Source organism: Roseovarius sp. AK1035 (assembly GCF_003288315.1).
Classification (GTDB): Bacteria; Pseudomonadota; Alphaproteobacteria; order Rhodobacterales; family Rhodobacteraceae; genus Roseovarius; species Roseovarius mucosus_A.
On record NZ_CP030099.1, the window covers coordinates 1250558 to 1268481 of the forward strand.

Consider the following 17924-nt stretch of genomic DNA (forward strand, 5'->3'; position numbering starts at 1 on the left):
AATTTTCTACGACCAAAGTCTTAGGTCTCATTCCAGTGTCATGGTGACGCTGCCGAGGCCTGCGATTTCGCCTTGGGCGGTGATCGGCGGCGTCACCCAAGGCAGCCCGTTGAGCGATCCGGTGATCACTATATGCCCCGGCTGCAAGCCGCCGCAATGATCCCCCAAGGCGCGCACAAGAGCGCAGAGCGTGGCAAAGGCACCCTCGCCGGGCACTTTGGCCACGCCATCAAGCAGGGTGGCATCGCCAAGGGTCAGATGTGCCTGGGCACTGGTGACGTCAATCCCTTGCCAGTCGCGACAAGCCTCACCCAGAACCACCGCGCCGTTGAGTTGATTGTCCAACATCTTGAGCGCTGCACCGGCGCCCTTGGGATTGGCAAGGCGGCTCTGGACCAACTCAAACGCAGGCAGCAGTTCTACCGAGTCTCGCAAGCGCGCCTCGAAATCAAACGCAGCGGTATCCGGCACTGGGGCAATCAGGCGAAAGGCGTATTCAAGTTCGACTCCCGCTTCTTCGCCCTCTGAGAGGGAAATTTTCGCGGGGCTCTCGTAAATGTCGTGGGCCATGATAGGGGCGATGATGATGGGCGAGCCGGGCGGGCAAGCAACCTTGAATCCCCCCACAGAACCAAGCGCAGAGGCGACTTCTGTTTGGACCGCAAAGATGCGCTCGCGCGTTAACCCCTCGCCATAGGTATCGGGCAGTTTGGGGCCGCCGTTCCGCGCCTCCAGCAGCGCCTTCGTCAGGGGATCAGTCATGCTGCGATCACCGCGCCCGAGGCGATCATCGCCGCGATCTGCTGCGTGTCATAACCAGCCTCGCGCAGCACCTCGCGGCTGTGCTGGCCAAGAACGGGCGCGGCACAGCGGATGTTTGCCGGGGTCTCGCCGAATTTGACCGGATGTCCAAGGGTCTTGACCGGACCAGCCACAGGATGCTGCACTTCAACAATCATATCGCGGGCTTGTGCCTGTGGGTCGGCCTGCATTTGCAGGATATCCAGCACGGGGCCGGCAGGCAGACCGGCCTGTTCCATCCGTTCCAGCCAAATCTCGGACGTTTCGTGGCGAAGATAGCCGTTGAGGATATCTTCGAGTTCCCTGAGGTGCTGCATTCGGTCATGGTTTGAGGCAAAGCGCGGGTCGTCGTTCAACTCGGGGGCCCCGATCACATCGAGAAACCGCAGCCAATTGCGTTGGTTGGCGGCACCCACGTTGATCCAGCCATCGGCGGTCTGGAACGCCTGATAGGGACCGTTCAAAGGATGCGCAGACCCCATCGGGCCGGGTGCCACGCCAGTGGCAAAGGCAATCGCCGATTGCCAATAGGTTTGGGTGATCGCGGCCTCAAACAGTGAGGTATCCACCTTTTGGCCTTGCCCCGTTTGCAACATCCGAGCGTAGGCAGCAGAAACACCCATCGCCGCCACGATCCCGGCCGTAATATCGGAAACCGGCGCACCAGTCTTGACCGGGGGCCGCCCCGGCCCCTCGCCAGTGATCGACATAAGGCCCGACATGCCTTGGGCGATCAGGTCGAAGCCACCACGCTCTGCATACGGTCCCGTACGGCCAAAGCCCGAGATTTCGCAATAGATAAGGCGCGGGTTGATGGCGCGCAGATCGTCATAGCCCAACCCCAGACGCTCCATTGTGCCCATGCGGTAATTCTCGATCACCACATCAGCCTCTTCCAGCAGACGGTGCAGCACTTGGACCGCCTCTGGGTCCTTGAGGTTCAGCGCCACACCCCGCTTGTTGCGGTTCATCATCATATAGGCAGCAGATTCGCCGTTGATCGCGGGGGGCACAAAGCGCCGGCTGTCATCGCCGTCCGGCTTTTCCACCTTGATCACATCCGCGCCCATATCCGCCAGCATCAGGCCACAGACCGGACCAGCCATGATATGGGCCAGTTCGATAACCTTCATCCCCACAAGGGGGCCAGTGGCGTTCATGTCCCGCTCCACTCTGGTTTTTGCTTGGCAAGGAAGGCCTCGAGCCCGTGGTGGAAATCGCGGCTCATGTAGCACATTTCGATAAGGTCTGCGTCCTCGACACGGGTGGCTGCGCTTACGCGGCGCATCGCCTCTTTGGTCGCCCTCAGCGTGAGGGGGGCCATTTCGGCAAGCGTGTCGGCCAATGCCCCGGCACGTGACATCAGCGCGGCTTCATCCTCCAACACTTCCGAGATCAGGCCGCATCCCTGCGCCTCTTCTGCGCCGATCAGGCGGGCGGTAAAGATCATCTCGCGCACGCGCCCGGCCCCCATCAGGGATGAGAGGCGCGCCAGATTGGCAGCGGCCAGGCAGTTTCCAAGGGTGCGGGCGATGGGAAAGCCGAACTTCAGATTGGCCGCGGCAATGCGGATGTCACAAACCCCGGCAATTGCCGCGCCGCCGCCGGTGCAGGCGCCGTTGATCGCAGCGACGGTTGGCAAGGGGCAGCGCTCGACCGCTTCTAGGACACGCTCAATCCGGGCCTCGTAGTCAAGCGCATCCTGCGGTTTTTCAAAGGCCCGAAACTGCGTCATGTCGGTGCCCGCCGCAAACGCCTTGCCGCCAGCACCGTGGATCACCACCGCGCGGATGCTGCCATCTGTCGGCACCTCGCGGCATAGGGTGGCCAGCCCCTCATACATCGCAAAGGTCAGTGCATTGCGCGCATCAGGCCGGTTGAATGTGATCCAGAGGGTCTGCCCCCGGACCTGCGACAAAATCTCGGTCATCGCAGCCCCCTCAGCGGTAGAAGTATTCAACAAGGAAGAGCGGCACCGAGGGCACATAGGTGCAGAGCATCAGCACCGCCAACAAGACCATGATGAACCAGATGTTGACCTTGGATACCTCCCAGATATTGGCCCTTGCCACCGCGCAGGCAGTAATCAGAACCGAGGCAACCGGCGGCGTCTGCTGACCAATCGCAAGGTTCAGCGTAACCACAAGGCCGAAATGCACAGGGTCGATACCCGCCGCCGTGATCAGCGGCATTACGATTGGAATCACAAGGATGATCGCTGCTGCGGAATGCAGGAAAAAGCCAATGATCAGAAAGAAGAAGTTGAGGATGAGCAAGATTGCCCATTGCTGATCGGTGATGTTGAGAATGCCCTGCGCCAGATGCTGCGGGATCTGTGCGCGGGTCAAGAACCCACCCATCAAAACAGAGGCCGCGACCAGCAACATGACAACAGCCGTTTGCATGCCCCCATCCAGCATCGCGCGGCGCAGATGTTTGATATCCACTTGGCGATACCAAGCTGACACGACGATGGCTGCGATCACGGCAAGACCAGCCGCCTCGGTTGCGGTCACATAGCCGCCAAAAATACCGCCAAGGATAATTACCGGCAGCAAGAAGGCGGGCAGTGCATCAACGAAAGTCTCGCGCAGGCGGGGAATGTTGAATGCTTCTTCCGTCGGCAGATTGTAGCGGCGGGCAAAAACATAGGCCACGAACATCAGGCCTGCCGCCCCCAAAAGACCCGGCACCACGCCCGCGACAAAGAGCTGTTCGACCGACGTATTAGAAGAGGCCGCATAAAGGATCATCGGGATCGACGGCGGGATGATGATCGCCAACGAGGCCGAGGACGAGGTAACAGCCGCCGACAGTTCCTTGGAATACCCGCGTTTCTTCATCTGCGGGATCAGGATCGACCCCATGGCGGCGACATCCGCCACCGCAGAGCCAGAGATTTCGGCAAAGAAAAGCGACACACCGATATTTACCATGGCCAGCCCGCCACGAACAAAGCCGATGATGGCGGTGACGAAATTGATCAGCCGGTCCGTGATACCGCCCGCGTTCATGATGGCCCCTGCCAGCACGAACATCGGGATGGCAATCAGCGAAAACTTGGTGGACCCGCTATACATATCGAGTGCAATGGTCACCAGACTGCTCGGCCCCTCAGTAAGCAAGAGACCCAAAACCCCGGCAAGAGCCAAGCCGATGGCAATCGGAATGTTGATGCAGATCATCGCCACAAGGGCCGCGAAAATACCCAGCATAAGCATCACACGCGCTCCTTGTTCTTGGCCAGTTCGGTCTCGACTTCTTCTTCGATCTCAGCATGTTCCAGAGAGATGCCGCGCGATGTCTGAACCCAGTAATGCGGCAGGCTGAGCAATTGGCAGATGATAAAGAGGATGGCACCGATCGGGATCACCGATTGTGTCAGTTGCACCGGCACCCATGTAAGCGAGGTCAGCGTATCGCCTTCCAGCACTTCAAGCACCTGAAACCCGGCGCGCGCCATGAGCACGAAAAAGAGCAGCACCAGCGCTTCGCCCACCAGAACCGCAATCATCCGGTACCGGGTGGGTAGGGCGAGAAGGACCGAGTCAAAGCCGATATGACGCCGATGCAGCGCCGCGAGAGCGGAGCCATAATAGGTGATCCAAGCCAGCATGATCGCGGCAACCTCATCGTACCAAGAGAAACTCTGGCCCATGAGGCGGGCGATAACGGCAACGATCACGACGATCGTCAAGCCGACCATCAGCAGAACCGTGATCCATTCAAGCAGGCGGCTTGCGATCCGATTGGTTTGGGTAAGCAGAGGGGTCATGTTGTGCAACGTTCCGGTGCAAAAGGTTGCCCGGCATGCGCATGCCGGTTCAAGTTCGCGAAATCTTGTAGACAAACGCCTGTGACGGCCCCCGAACAGGGACCGTCACAGAGTAAGATCAGCTTGCGTTACCAAGTGCGAGCACGGCGTCGATCAGCTCTTGCCCACCTTCGACCTGCTCTGCAAAAGCGTCATAGACCGGCTTGGACGCCGCGATGAACGCGTCCTTGTCGGCCTCGTTCACCTCGACCCCGGCAGCCTTGATCACGTCGAGCAGTTCGGTTTCCATCCGTGCAGCCGTCTCATAGGTAAAGGTCTGCGTGTCTGTGGCACATTCCGCGAGCACTGCGCGAACATCCTCTGCCTGCCCGTCAAACCCCTTTTTCGACGACAGAATATACGCTGGCGTATAGACATGGCCCGTGACCGAAAGGTACTTTTGCACCTCCTGGAACTTGGCCGTCGCGATCTGTGTATAGGGGTTTTCCTGCCCGTCCATCACACCCGTCTGCAACGCAGTAAACACATCCGAAAAGGCCATCGGGGTGGGGTTGGCACCGTATTCTTGGAACATCTTGACGCGCCATTCGCCATTGGGCGTGCGCAGTTTGATCCCCTTCAGGTCCTCGGGCAAATTGATTGGCCGGATGTTGTTGGTGATATGCCGGAACCCGTTTTCCGCAAGCCCGACGATGTGATACCCGTTGTTGTTTGCGGCAGTCTGGAACGTGTCCATCATGGCATCCTGAACGCGGCGCATATGGTCGCGGTCTTTGATGATGTAGGGCATTTCAAAAACACCGAACAGCCCATCAACCGAGGACATCACCGACGAGGGCAACGCAAAGTCGACCTGACCCAGCTTGAGCTTTTGCAGCAATTCCTTGTCATTGCCCAACTGCGACGAGCCAAAGGTCTGAACCTCTGCCTTGCCACCGGATTTTTCGCCCACGCAGGCGGCGAAATGGTTTGCTGTTGCCTCAAACAGCGAGCCCGGTTCGCCCACATGGCCAAACCGCATGGTGACATCTGCCGCCATCGCGGGCACCGCCACAAACGACGCCACTACGGATGCAATTATTGCTTTTTTCATTGTCTTCCTCCCTTGGTTTTCGTGTCTGCGCGGGCTGTGCCGCGCCTTGGTCTTTCCTTATTGTGCAATCATTACAGTTGGTCCGGGAAGGCCCCTCTTCCGTCCCGGACCGATAACGTTAGGCTGCGGCGCGGGCGCTTTCGAACTTCTGGCCCAAAAGATCCATCGCCGCCTGTACGCCCCCGGCCCGGTGCGGCACACCCGCATCGCGCAGGCCCATTTCCACGCCCGCAAGGGTGCCGATCAGCATCAGATCATTGAAATCCCCCAAGTGACCGATGCGAAATACCTTGTCCGCCACTTTGGACAGACCATTCCCCAGAGACATATCATAGTTACGCAGGGTCACGGCACGGAAATTATCGGCTGAATGCCCCTCGGGAACCATCACGGCGGTGAGCACTGGCGAGCGGTCAGACGCTTTCTTGCAGAGCACCTCTAGGCCCCATGCCTCAACCGCCGCGCGCGCCGCCGCGCCATGGCGCTTGTGCCGGGCAAAGACAGTGTCGAGCCCTTCCTCGTGCAACATGTCGATTGCCTCGTTCAAACCGTAGAGCAGGTTTGTCGCGGGGGTATAGGGGAAGTAGCCCGTATCATTTGGGCCCGCCATTTCTGCCCAACTCCAATACGAACGCTTCAGCGCGGCAGATTCGGAAACTTGCATCGCCTTGGCGCTGACCGCGTTAAACGACAAGCCCGGCGGCAGCATCAGCCCCTTCTGCGAACCGGATATGGTCACGTCCACACCCCAGTCATCGTGTCGGTAGTCCACTGAGGCGAGCGAGGAAATCGTATCGACCATCAAGAGCGCCGGGTGATTGGCGGCGTCCATCGCGCGGCGCACTGCTGCCACGTCGGTCACAGAGCCGGTAGAGGTTTCGTTATGCACAACGCAGACGGCTTTGATCTCATGCGCCTTGTCGGCGCGCAGATGCTCTTCGATCCGTGCGGCATCGGCCCCGGCGCGCCAGTCGCTGTCGATAAAGACCGGGTTCAGGCCCAGTTTGAGTGCCAGTTTCTGCCACAGCGCCGCGAAGTGACCAGTTTCATACATCAGCACCGTGTCACCGGGTGAGAGCGTGTTGACCAAGGCCGCTTCCCAAGCGCCAGTGCCAGAAGAGGGATAGATGACCACTCGGGCTTCGGTCTTGAAGATGCTTTTCATCCCCTCAAGCGCCTTGCGGCCGACATCGGCAAAGGCCGGGCCGCGATGATCCATGGTCGGATAATCCATCGCCCGCAGAATGCGATCCGGCACGTTCGAGGGCCCCGGGATTTGCAGAAAGTGGCGGCCAGCGGTCATTGTCATTCCTCCCATAGACAGCATCCTTGCCCACCGTCGGTAAGATCTGGACCGGGGCAAAGGTGAATTCTGTTGAATTGAATTCTGAATTCAATATTCTGTCAAGACCAAACTCTGACCATCGACCGGATCGGGACCCTATGCTGGACAGCACGATACAAAGCCGCCTCAGCCGCGAGGTACAGGGCGAAACGCGCTTTGATACCTTTTCGCGCGGGCGTTACGCGACGGATGCCTCGATCTATCAGATTATGCCGGCAGGAGTGATTCTGGCCAAGGCACCTCAGGATGTTCTGGCCGCGCTCGACGCCGCGCGTGCCGCCGGTTTGCCGCTCACGATGCGGGGCGGTGGCACCTCGCAATGTGGGCAAACGGTGAACTCCGGGTTGATTGTCGACTGCTCGAAATACCTCAATCGCATTCTGGAACTGGATGTGGAAGGGCGGCGCGCGGTGGTCGAGCCGGGGATTGTTCTGGACGATCTGAACCGCGCATTAAAGCCGCACGGCCTGTGGTTTCCTGTCGATGTCTCGACCGCGTCGCGCGCCACGATCGGTGGCATGGTTGGCAACAATTCCTGCGGTTCGCGGTCGCTGCGCTATGGCACGACACGGGATAATGTAACCCGGATTGAGGGATTTCTGGCCGATGGCACGCCCTTCGATTTCGGCCCCGGTCCTGGCAACCGCGTGCCCGAACCTCTGCTGCGGCAAATGCTTGATCTGGGTGCGCGAGAAGCTGGCGAAATCGCGTTGCGTTTCCCCAAGGTGCAACGCCGAGTCGGTGGCTACAACATCGACGCGCTGGTCCCCGGTGACGCGCCCATCAACCTCGCCCATCTGCTGATCGGGTCCGAGGGGACGCTGGCCACGTCGACCGCGATAGAGATCAAGCTGTCACCGCTGCCATCGAAAACCCGCGTGCTGGGCGTCTGCCATTTCCCCACTTTCCGCGCCGCGATGGAGGCCGCCAAGCCGCTGGTCGCGCTTGGCCCGACCTCGGTCGAGTTGGTCGATAGCACCATGATTGATCTTGCCCGCGCGATTCCCATTTACGCCAAGACACTTGAGCAATTCGTGCGCGGCGCGCCTGCTGCCATGCTGCTGGTGGAATTCGCCGATAGCCCACCCGAAAATGAAGAGAACATGCGCCGTCTGGCCGATACGATGGCGGACCTTGGCTATGGGTTTGGGCGCGGCGGTGCCCATGAGGGTGGCGTGGTCGAGGTCTGGGATATGTCCCTCGCCACCGAGATTGGTGAATTGCGCAAGGCAGGTCTCAACATCATGATGTCGATGAAGGAGGCGGGCAAGCCTGTGTCCTTTGTCGAGGATTGTGCCGTGCCGCTGGAACATCTGGCGGATTATACAGATCGTCTGACCGAGGTGTTTCATAGTCACGGCACCACCGGCACGTGGTACGCGCACGCGTCCGAAGGATGCCTGCATGTGCGCCCTGTCCTCAATCTCAAACTGGAACAGGACGTGCGCAAAATGCGCGAAATCGCCGAGGCGGCCTTTGCCATGGTGCGGGAATACAAGGGATCGCATTCGGGCGAACATGGCGACGGGATTGTGCGCTCTGAATTCCATGGGGCGATGTTCGGTCCGCAAATCCTCAGGGCATTCGAAGAGGTCAAGGCGGCCTTTGACCCTGACACCTGCCTCAACCCCGGCAAGATCGTACATGCGCCGAAAATGGACGACCGCAGCCTTATGCGCTATCCGCCGGGCTATGATTTCGCCGATCTGAAAACCGGCCACGACTGGTCTGCCTGGACAGGCAAGGGCGGCGGATTTCAAGGCGCGGTCGAGATGTGTAACAACAACGGCGCCTGTCGCAAGCTGGCAGGTGGGGCGATGTGCCCGAGTTACCGCGTGACCCGAGATGAGCGCGACGCAACACGGGGCCGCGCCAACACGCTGCGCCTTGCGCTTTCGGGGCGGCTTGGCCAAAACGCGCTTTTCTCGGATGAGATGGCCGAAACGCTGAAGCTTTGTGTCGGGTGCAAGGCCTGCAAGCGCGAATGCCCAACCGGTGTCGACATGGCCAAGATGAAGACCGAGGTGCTCTATCAGCGGGGTCAAAAGCTGGGGTTCGGTCTGCGCGCGCGGCTGATTGCAGAGATGCCACGCTATGCTCGACTTGCGGTGGCGCTGCGGGGCCTGATCGCCTTGCGCAACCGGGTGCCGTTTCTCGCCGGGCTTGGCGAGCGGATTACCGGTCTGGCACATGCGCGGTCTCTGCCCATGTTTCGAGGGGATTTTTTCAAGGACTCTGAGGTCAAGCGCGCCCGCTCGTCGACCAAGGCAGGCAAGATCATTCTCTTTACTGACACGTTCAACCGCTGGATGGAGCCAGAGATTCCGCGTGCCGCTTTGCGCGTTCTGACCCGTGCAGGCTATGAGGTGATCACCGCACATGCGCCCGGTCGCCCGCTTTGCTGTGGGCGGACATATCTGGCGGCGGGGATGATCGACAAGGCGCGCGCCGAGGCGCGGCGGACCTTGGATGCGCTCTTGCCGCATGTGCGCGCTGGCGTGCCGGTGGTGGGGCTGGAGCCGTCTTGCCTGCTCACGTTGCGGGATGAGTTTCTCACGCTCTTGCCGGGGGATGAGGCGCAGCTCTTGTCAAAGAATGCCTATCTCTTCGAAGAGTTCATCGCGCGCGAAGCGCGCGCCGGGCGGCTTGATCTGCCGCTGGGCCCTTTGGGGCACACTGCCCATGTCCACGGCCATTGCCATCAAAAGGCGGCGGGCGTGATGGGCGATATGGGACAGGCGCTGGCGCTGATCCCCGATCTTGACCCAAAGACCATCGAGAGCAGCTGCTGCGGCATGGCGGGGGCCTTTGGCTATCAGGCTGAAACCATCGACGTATCCCTAAAAATGGGCGAGCTGTCCCTGCTTCCAGCCGTGCGCGCCGCAGCATCCGATGATCTCTTGATCGCGAACGGCACCTCATGCCGCCACCAGATCGCAGATGGCACCGACCGCCGCGCGCTGCATATCGCGGAAATCTTCGACAGGGCATCGCAAAATGCTGTAAGGGAAGGCCGCAAAGATGGATAACCCCGGCCCGGAGGCCCCCATGACCGCCCTCAAACCCGATCCGATTGGCCGCACCGCGCTCGCCGTTGAGATCACAAATCGACTGCGTCAGATGATCCTTGAGGGGCAATTGCAGCCCGGTGAGAAGATCAACGAAAAGGCCCTGACCGAGCAATTCGGCGTGTCGCGCACACCGCTACGCGAGGCGCTCAAGGTTTTGGCGGCAGAGGGATTGCTTGACCTTATCCCGCATCGCGGCGCGGTCATCACCCGTCAGAGCGAGGCGGAATTGGCAGAGGTGTTCTGCGTGCTTGCCGCACTTGAGGGCTTGGCCGGCGAATTGGCCACGATGCAGGCAAGCGCAGAGACCGTGCAGGACATCGCAGAGATGACAACGGCCCTGCGACGGACCTATGACGAGGCGGACCGCCCGACGTATTTCCGCATCAATCAAGCCATTCACAAAGCGGTTCTGGCCGCAGCTGAAAATGAGACTTTGCTGCGCGCGCATGAGCTTTTGGCCTTTCGGGTGCAGCGGGCACGCTATCAGGCCAACCTGACCCCCGAACGCTGGCGCGCGGCAGTAGAAGAGCATGAGGCCATTCTAGACGCGCTGCGCACGCGGGATGCGGAGCGTTGCGGTAAACTGATGAAAGATCACCTGCTGCGCAAGTTCGCATCGATCAAGGCCAAAACGCAGGCCTGAGCGCAGGGCTGCAGACCTTGTGCAGCGGGGTGCTGCTATTCTAGCCCGAACCGCCCCGGCTCCATAGCCGCCAGCACCTCCGACGAGACGTCTGGTGCAACCCCCGCAATCAGTGCCGCTGTCAGGCGTGACAATGCGGGGGCGGTCTGCACCCCGTAGCCGCCTTGCCCGGCCAGCCAGAAAAAGCCTGTCGCGCGCGGATCAAATCCCACTACGGGCGTTCGGTCAGGGGCAAAGGTGCGGAGGCCTGCCCAGCTATGCTCTACCCGTGTTACCGGCACGCTGACTGCCTGCTCGAACCGATGCAGCCCCTCGGCCAGCACCATGTCATCGGCCCAGGCATCATGCGGTTCTACCGGGTCTTCATCGGCGGGGGAAACCATCAGCTTGCCTGCCTCGGGCTTGGCATACCAAGTCTCTGCGATAGAGCCAAAGATAGGCCAATGCTCTGTTTCATAGCCCTGGGGTGTTGGAATGATCGCGGCCGAGCGCCGGTAGGGCTGCAATCCTGCGCGCGGCACTCCGGCCAAGGCGGACACTTCATCCGCCCAGCTACCTGCCGCGTTGATAATGATCGGGGCGCTATGCTGTTCCTGCGCGGTCTTGACCTGCCAGAGCCCGGCGCGATGCGACAGGCCGGTCACCACAGCACCTGTAACGATTCGTCCCCCCCTTGCCCGTAGCATCCGCGCATAGCCTTGTAGCAAACGGTCCACGTCGATGCCGCGCGCGCCGCGTTCGATCATCGCCCCGGCAATACGGTCGGCGCGCAGGATCGGCACAATCTCGGCGGCCTCCTTGCCGGTCAGCCGGTCAATGCCGGTCGAGCCGTCGAGATAGGCGTCGAGGATTGGCAATTCTTCCTCGGAGGCAACCATAAGTTCGCCGCGCGGGCTAAGCAGCGGTTGGTCGCTGATTTCGCCCGGCTGCTCAAAGATCGGTTCTGCCACGGCATTGAGTGCGCGCAGCGTGGCATTGCCATAGTTGCGAATAAAGATAGCGGCTGAGCGGCCTGTGGCGTGATAGCCAATCTGCCCCTCCATTTCGAGCACCAATACATCAGCCCCGCCGCGCGCCAGTTCCGCAGCAGCGCTGATCCCGGCGATACCGCCGCCGATCACGATCACATCGGCCATGATCAAGCCCCCTCATATCCTGTTAAAACCGATGTAAGGTTCTGGCCTAATTCCTGACAGAGATACCCGCCCTCTTGCACAAAGAGTGTCTGTATCCCCAGCCCGGCAATCGCGGCCCCGATGCGCGCAAACCCGGGTGTGGTGATCGCCAGACCCTGAAACGGGTCGCCCTCATAGGCATCAAGACCGAGGGCCACGACCACGACATCAGCCCCGAAATTCGCCACCCGCTCTAACGCGGTGTCGAGTGTTTTCAGATAGGCGTCATCCCCGGTGCCGCGCTCAAGCGGTAGATTGAGGTTATAGCCGGTGCCGCGCCCGGTGCCGCGCTCATCGGCATGGCCCCAGAAGAACGGATAGAACCGCGCCGGATCGGCATGGATCGAGACAGTCAGCACATCGTCGCGGTCATAGAATATCCCTTGGGTTCCGTTGCCGTGATGCACATCAACATCAAGGATCGCGGCGCGCAGGCCGCTTGTGCGCAGCCGCTCTGCCGCAATCCCGGCGTTGTTGAAAAAGCAGAACCCACCCGCCAGATCGCCAAAGGCATGATGCCCCGGCGGGCGGCAAAGGGCATAGGCGGCAAGCTCGCCAGCGGCGAGCATATCGGCCCCAGTGATGGCGGTCTGTGCTGACCAATAGGCCGCTTCCCATGTGCACGCCCCGATGGGACAGGCGGTATCGGCCTGATGATAGCCCGCTTGGCCTACGGCGGATTTGGGATAACTGTCGCTGCGATTGGAAGGGTGAACATTTGGGATCACCTCATCCCCTGCGCCTTCGATGCGTTGCCATCGGGTGTAAATATTGCGCAGGAAGGTCACATATTCTGGCGAATGAAGCGCCGCGATGGGCCCAAGACCGGCATCCTTTGGCGCAACAAAGTCACAACCGGCTGCTTTGGCCCCGTCCGTCAGGCGCGCGATACGCTCGGGCTGCTCGGGGCAGGGTTTGATCACCCCGTTCGCCATGAAATGTTTGGGGTCGTGTCGCCATTGCCGATCGTCGAAAATCGCCTTCATCCGTCTTCTCCCTTCAGTCTCCGCATCGCAGGCTGCGGCAGGCGCATCTGCGTGGCTTGCGGTTGCGCCTCGAATCCAAGGCGCTCATAAAACCGCCGCGAGGCGGGTGTATGCGCATAAACCGCCAGCATCATCCATTCCGCATGCCACAGCGTGCCTGCGCGGCGCGCTACCTCGGACAAAAGCGTGCGGCCAAGTCCCTGACCGCGCGCTGCTTTTGTGACCCAAAGGTCGGAGACATAGACGCCTGCCGCCCCGCGCACAGTGGAAAAAAGCGGGCCAAAGAGGGCCGCACCGATCAGATCGCCCTCGAGCGCGAGCAGGCCGTATGCCGCCGGTATCTTGCCTGTCAGCCCGGCGCGCAACGCGTCAAGACCGGCGCTATGCGCATCGCCCAAATCCGCGCTCAGCTGGCGCAGGGCCGCGTCTAGCAACGCCATGTCGTCCTCTGTTTCGACTGCGCGAAAATCTACCATGGGTCAGATCGCCACCCGGTCAGCACCCTTGAGGCCCAGCAGAGAGCGGGCCTCGTCGGGGCTGGCCACGACGCGCCCCAACGCCTCGACAATGCCGCGCACTTTGATGACTTGCTCCGCGTTAGAGCGCGCAAGCGTGCCGCGTCCGATGGTCAGACTATCCTCAAGTCCGACGCGCACATGGCCGCCCATCGCCGCCGCCTGTGCCGCCATCGGCATCTGATGCCGTCCCGCGGCCAGAACGGAAAACATATAGTCCTGACCAAAAAGCTTGTCTGCGATGCGCACCAGATGCGTGAGGTTCTCGGGGTCCGCGCCCATTCCGCCCAAGACGCCAAAAACAAACTGAATGAAATAAGGGGCGCGGATCAGCCCGCGATCCGCGAAATGTCGGAGCATATAGAGGTGGCTCAGGTCGTAGCACTCAAACTCGAACCGCGCGCCGCGCTCTTGGCCCAGTTCCGTCAGAATGCGGGCGATGTCGCGGGGCGTGTTCTTGAACACCAGATCGTCGGACCCTTCGAGAAAGGGTTTTTCCCAGTCGTGCTGCCAGTCGGCGATCCTCTCTGCCATTGGATAGAGCGCGAAATTCATTGTGCCCATGTTGAGTGAGGCCATTTCCGGCGCGGCCTCTTTCGGCGCGGCGAGGCGTTCATCCAGCGTCATCGTGGCGCTGCCCCCGGTCGAGAGGTTCAGGACCGCATCACAGCCTTCTTTCAGGCGTGGTAGAAAGGCCCGGAAATGCTCTGGTTTTGCAGAGGGCCGCCCGGTCTTTGGATCACGGGCGTGCAGGTGAAGAATTGCCGCGCCCGCCTCGGCCGCCTCGATCCCTGCGCGGGCGATGTCATCGCCGGTAATGGGCAGGTGCGGCGACATGGACGGCGTATGGATCGAACCTGTAAGTGCGCAAGTAATTATGATTTTGCGCATTATAAAGCCCGCTCCAGTGCCGGGCGAATTTCATCGGTAAACTCTGCCAGCGATGCATCCAGCATTTCGGTGATCTCGTCCAGATGCGTCTCGGTCACGATCATCGGGGGGGCGACGATGATATGGTCCCCCTCAACCCCGTCACGGGTGCGGCGGGCGTAGACGATCAGACCTTTCTCATAGGCGATCTGCACAAATCGGTCGAAGGCGCGCAAACCCTTGGGCAGCGGGGCCTTGGTGCCGCGATCCGCCATGAATTCGAACGCGGTCAGCAGCCCCTTGCCGCGCACATCACCGATGATGGCATAGCGCTGCATCAAGCCACGCAAACGCTCTTGCAGGCGGTCACCCATGCGGGCGGCATTGCCCACCAAATCCATCCGCTCAATCTCGTCGATCACGGCGAGACCGGCGGCGCAGGCCAGTGGGTTGCCTGCGTAAGTAAAGCCGTGGAGAAAGCCGCCAGCGTCCAAGACCGGCTCGACCAACCGTTCATGCGCAACCATCGCGCCCAGTGGCACGTATCCAGCGGCAAAGCCCTTTGACATGACGATAATGTCAGGAGCGAGATTCCAATGCTCAGAGGCGAGAAACTTGCCGGTCCGTCCTGCGCCGGTCATTACCTCGTCCAGAATAAAAAGCACGCCGTATTTGCGGCAAATCTCCTGCACCCTCTCCATATAGCCGCGCGGTGGCACCAGAGCGCCCGTTGAGGCCCCGCCGATGGGCTCAACCACAAAGGCAAGCACGCTCTCGGGGCCTTCCTCGATGATCTTGGCCTCGAGCATGTCGGCATAGTGATGCCCGGTCGCCTCTTTGTCGGCGTCCAGCCCATCGAGATAGGCGCGCGGTGCGGGAATTTTCGGCATTGCCTGCATCATCGGCGCAAAGGGATCGGTGAGCGGCGCATAAGAGGTTATGGCAAGCGCGCCTAGCGTACAGCCATGGTAGGATGGTGCGCGGCTTATGATCTTCCAACGGCTGCCCTCTCCGATGGCCAGCGCATATTGGCGCGCCAGCTTCAGTGCGGATTCCACGGCCTCGGACCCGCCCGAGACAAAGAACACTCGGCTCAGCCCCTCGGGGCAGAGGGCGGCGGTCTTGGCGGCGAGTTTCTCTGATGCCTCGGTCTCGAAATGCAAGCGGTAGCCAAAGGTGGATTTCTCCATCTGGCGGCGCATCGCGTCGAGCACGTTTTCGTTTGAATGGCCGATATTGCAGACCATCGCGCCAGATGAGCCATCAAGATAGCGCTTGCCATCCACGTCCCACATATAGACGCCGCGCGCCTGATCGAGGACCGGCTTGCGCTCGCGTCCCTGATAGAAAAGGTGAGAGGGTTTTACGTTCATTGTCTTATCCCGGTAACGCCGCACAATCTTGCGGGCGCAAGTGCAGATGCACCGCAGCGCCCACCGCAAATGGGTGGTCGTCGATCATGTTGATGGCTTGTAACTGCGCCTCACCTGCACGCACGAAATACCGCACAGCCTGCCCTTGATAATCTACTGTTTCCACGGTTGCGGGAACAGAAATCACACCCTCGGGCGCGGGATCGCGCGCGAGCCTCAGCTTTTCGGCGCGCACCACCAGCTTGGCTGGACCGGTGCCGCTCAGATTAGGCGCCTTGGCGGCGGGCACGCTCACTCGGCCGAATATGGCATCCTCCACGACGACCGCTGCGCCATGTTCGACGCAGCGCGCCTCAGAGATATTGGACGCACCGAGAAAGTTCGCGACAAATTCGCTGGCTGGCGTGTTGTAGACCTCTTCGGGTTTGCCCACTTGCTCTACCCGCCCCTCGGACATGACAACGATCAAATCGGACATGGCCAGCGCCTCGGATTGGTCATGCGTGACAAAGACCGTGGTTACGCCGATCCGTTCTTGGATACGTTTGAGTTCAACGCGCATATCTTCGCGCAGATTGGCATCAAGTGCCGAGAGCGGTTCATCAAGGAGAAGCACATCTGGTTCGATCACGATGGCACGGGCAAGGGCGATGCGCTGTTGTTGCCCGCCCGACAGTTCCTTGGGATAGCGTTCCCCGACATTGGGCAATTGCACAAGATCAAGCGCAGCCTGCACCTTGGCTGGAATTTCGGATTTTGGGACGTTGCGGTATTTCAGGCCAAACGCCACATTTTCTGCCACAGTCTTGTGCGGGAAAAGCGCGTAATTCTGAAAGACGAGACCAAGATTGCGCTTGTGAATGGGCACGTCGTTGACGCGCTTGCCGCCAATGAGGATTTCGCCCTCGGTGGGATCGAGAAGCCCCGCGATCATTCGCAGATTGGTCGTCTTGCCACAGCCCGACGGACCAAGCAGCGTGACAAAAGCCCCCTCGGGAATTTCCAGTGTGGTGCGATGAACGGCGGTAAAGGTGCCGAACCGCTTGACGATGTTCTTCAGGGTGACGGCGCTCATTCGCGGGGTCCTCTCGGGGTGGACCGCGCCCCATATCGGGACGCGGTTCTGGCTCAATACCCGCGCTGCACGCGGCTGAAGGTTTCGGACCATTCGGCCTCATTGCCGTTCCAGTACGTCGGGTTGGCAAAGGTCAGCGATTCAAGCGTGCCGGTTGGGTCGTAGGCGGGCAGGGTTGGGATCTTGGACCCCAGATCCACCTTGGTCCCATCCAGAGCGGGCGGATAATTCTGCCCCTCGGCCACAGCGATTGAGGTTTCAGGCGCGAGCATAAAGTTCAGCAACTCCTCACACGCCTCAACCGGGCTGCCCTTGAGCACGTGCAGACATTCCTGCCAAGCAAAGCTGCCGGGCGCGTCGTAATAGCCGATGTCGTGGCCCTGCTGTTGAAGGGCGGCGATGCGGCCAGACCAGCCTTCCGTGACGTAGATCTCTTCTTCGGCCAGAAGGCTCATCAGTTCTGCACCCGAGGACCAATATTTCAGCGCCAGATCGCGATGGCTGCGGATCGCATCCCAGACCGCTTCCATATCCTGAATGTTGTTCGGGTCCTGACCGGTCTGCAACGCGCCATACCAGACCCGCGTGCGCCAATCTGACCAACCGCCGATCTTGCCCTTGTAAGCGGCGTCAATGAGGATCGAGGCACCTTTTTCTTTCATCTCCTCATCTGAGATGTACTTGCGATTATAGGCCAGCCCCGTGGTTCCATAGTCATAAGGCACAGCCGAGAGGTAATCCGGGGTCACCCGGCGGAAGGCATTGGTCAGCGCATCCATCACCAGCGCCATGTTGGGGATGTTGTCGAGGTTCAACTCGACTGTCAGGCCAAAGTTCACATAGCGCGCATAGTCGAACACGCCGGACAGATGCGCGATGTTATATTCACCCTCTTGGCTAGAGCGGACCTGTGCCAGATATTCATCGCCGCCCGCAAAGGTGCCATCGACCACGGTAATCCCGGTTTCTGCTGTGTAAGGGTCAAACGCATGTTTGCGGAACGCTTCAGACACCACCCCGCCCCAGCCATCAAACCGTACCTGTTTCACATCCTGGGCCTGGGCGAACTTGGCAAAGGGTGTCTGCACACCATATGCGAGGCCCGCAGCGCCGATCAGGCCCAGAAAATTGCGCCGGTCCAGATCGCCGTTGCGATAGCGGTCGAGCAGTCTTTCGTATCGTTTGGTATTGTCCATTTTTAA

Annotated in this window: 16 protein-coding genes; 2 read left to right on the forward strand and 14 right to left on the reverse strand. The window is 60.5% G+C overall.

Annotated elements, in window-relative coordinates:
• Positions 1-27: 27 nt before the first annotated feature.
• The 7 genes from RAK1035_RS06040 to RAK1035_RS06070 all read right to left on the reverse strand — a co-directional run bounded on the left by RAK1035_RS06040 (position 28) and on the right by RAK1035_RS06070 (position 6972).
• Positions 28-762, reverse strand: a complete 735-nt coding sequence (locus RAK1035_RS06040; RefSeq protein WP_008281232.1) for a 2-keto-4-pentenoate hydratase — start codon at positions 760-762, stop codon at positions 28-30.
• Entirely contained in the window at positions 759-1961 is a 1203-nt protein-coding gene (locus RAK1035_RS06045) for a CaiB/BaiF CoA transferase family protein (protein ID WP_008281233.1), read from the reverse strand. The genes RAK1035_RS06040 and RAK1035_RS06045 overlap by 4 nt, the downstream gene beginning before the upstream one ends.
• Entirely contained in the window at positions 1958-2731 is a 774-nt protein-coding gene (locus RAK1035_RS06050; RefSeq protein ID WP_008281234.1) for an enoyl-CoA hydratase/isomerase family protein, read from the reverse strand. The genes RAK1035_RS06045 and RAK1035_RS06050 overlap by 4 nt, the downstream gene beginning before the upstream one ends.
• A 10-nt stretch (positions 2732-2741) precedes the next feature.
• Complete coding sequence (locus RAK1035_RS06055; protein ID WP_008281235.1) at positions 2742-4022, reverse strand: TRAP transporter large permease; 1281 nt, start codon at positions 4020-4022, stop codon at positions 2742-2744.
• Positions 4022-4576: a TRAP transporter small permease gene (locus RAK1035_RS06060; RefSeq protein ID WP_008281236.1), complete on the reverse strand. Its 555-nt coding sequence runs from the start codon at positions 4574-4576 to the stop codon at positions 4022-4024. Before RAK1035_RS06060 ends, RAK1035_RS06055 begins: the two co-directional genes overlap by 1 nt.
• A 118-nt stretch (positions 4577-4694) precedes the next feature.
• Complete coding sequence (locus RAK1035_RS06065; RefSeq protein ID WP_037297832.1) at positions 4695-5669, reverse strand: TRAP transporter substrate-binding protein; 975 nt, start codon at positions 5667-5669, stop codon at positions 4695-4697.
• A gap of 118 nt (positions 5670-5787) precedes the next feature.
• A complete protein-coding gene (locus RAK1035_RS06070) occupies positions 5788-6972 on the reverse strand; it encodes a pyridoxal-phosphate-dependent aminotransferase family protein (protein ID WP_037297923.1) in 1185 nt (394 codons plus the stop codon).
• Positions 6973-7112: 140 nt separating this feature from the next.
• On the opposite strand from RAK1035_RS06070, the gene RAK1035_RS06075 reads away from it, so the two are divergent.
• Positions 7113-10043 (forward strand): FAD-binding and (Fe-S)-binding domain-containing protein, encoded by a 2931-nt coding sequence (locus RAK1035_RS06075; protein ID WP_008281239.1) that lies wholly within the window; start codon positions 7113-7115, stop codon positions 10041-10043.
• A 19-nt stretch (positions 10044-10062) separates the two neighbouring features.
• The gene (locus RAK1035_RS06080; RefSeq protein ID WP_037297925.1) at positions 10063-10728 is read left to right on the forward strand and encodes a GntR family transcriptional regulator; all 666 of its coding nucleotides are present in this window, start codon (positions 10063-10065) and stop codon (positions 10726-10728) included.
• A 35-nt stretch (positions 10729-10763) separates the two neighbouring features.
• Here the strand turns inward: RAK1035_RS06080 and RAK1035_RS06085 are convergent, their stop codons facing one another.
• From RAK1035_RS06085 to RAK1035_RS06115, 7 genes are read right to left on the reverse strand one after another with little or no spacing between them, the layout of a single operon-like run.
• Positions 10764-11864, reverse strand: a complete 1101-nt coding sequence (locus tag RAK1035_RS06085; RefSeq protein WP_008281241.1) for an NAD(P)/FAD-dependent oxidoreductase — start codon at positions 11862-11864, stop codon at positions 10764-10766.
• 2 nt (positions 11865-11866) lie between these two features.
• A complete protein-coding gene (locus tag RAK1035_RS06090; RefSeq protein ID WP_008281242.1) occupies positions 11867-12889 on the reverse strand; it encodes a histone deacetylase family protein in 1023 nt (340 codons plus the stop codon).
• Positions 12886-13329, reverse strand: a complete 444-nt coding sequence (locus tag RAK1035_RS06095; protein WP_232279200.1) for a GNAT family N-acetyltransferase — start codon at positions 13327-13329, stop codon at positions 12886-12888. The genes RAK1035_RS06090 and RAK1035_RS06095 overlap by 4 nt, the downstream gene beginning before the upstream one ends.
• 39 nt (positions 13330-13368) lie before the next feature.
• Positions 13369-14295: a 3-keto-5-aminohexanoate cleavage protein gene (locus RAK1035_RS06100; RefSeq protein WP_037297835.1), complete on the reverse strand. Its 927-nt coding sequence runs from the start codon at positions 14293-14295 to the stop codon at positions 13369-13371.
• Entirely contained in the window at positions 14295-15647 is a 1353-nt protein-coding gene (locus tag RAK1035_RS06105; RefSeq protein ID WP_008281245.1) for an aminotransferase family protein, read from the reverse strand. The genes RAK1035_RS06100 and RAK1035_RS06105 overlap by 1 nt, the downstream gene beginning before the upstream one ends.
• Before the next feature lie 4 nt (positions 15648-15651).
• Positions 15652-16722: an ABC transporter ATP-binding protein gene (locus RAK1035_RS06110; RefSeq protein WP_008281246.1), complete on the reverse strand. Its 1071-nt coding sequence runs from the start codon at positions 16720-16722 to the stop codon at positions 15652-15654.
• Positions 16723-16775: 53 nt separating this feature from the next.
• Positions 16776-17918 carry an ABC transporter substrate-binding protein gene (locus RAK1035_RS06115; protein WP_008281247.1) on the reverse strand — a complete coding sequence of 381 codons (1143 nt, stop codon included), beginning with the start codon at positions 17916-17918 and terminating at the stop codon, positions 16776-16778.
• Positions 17919-17924: the final 6 nt, after the last annotated feature.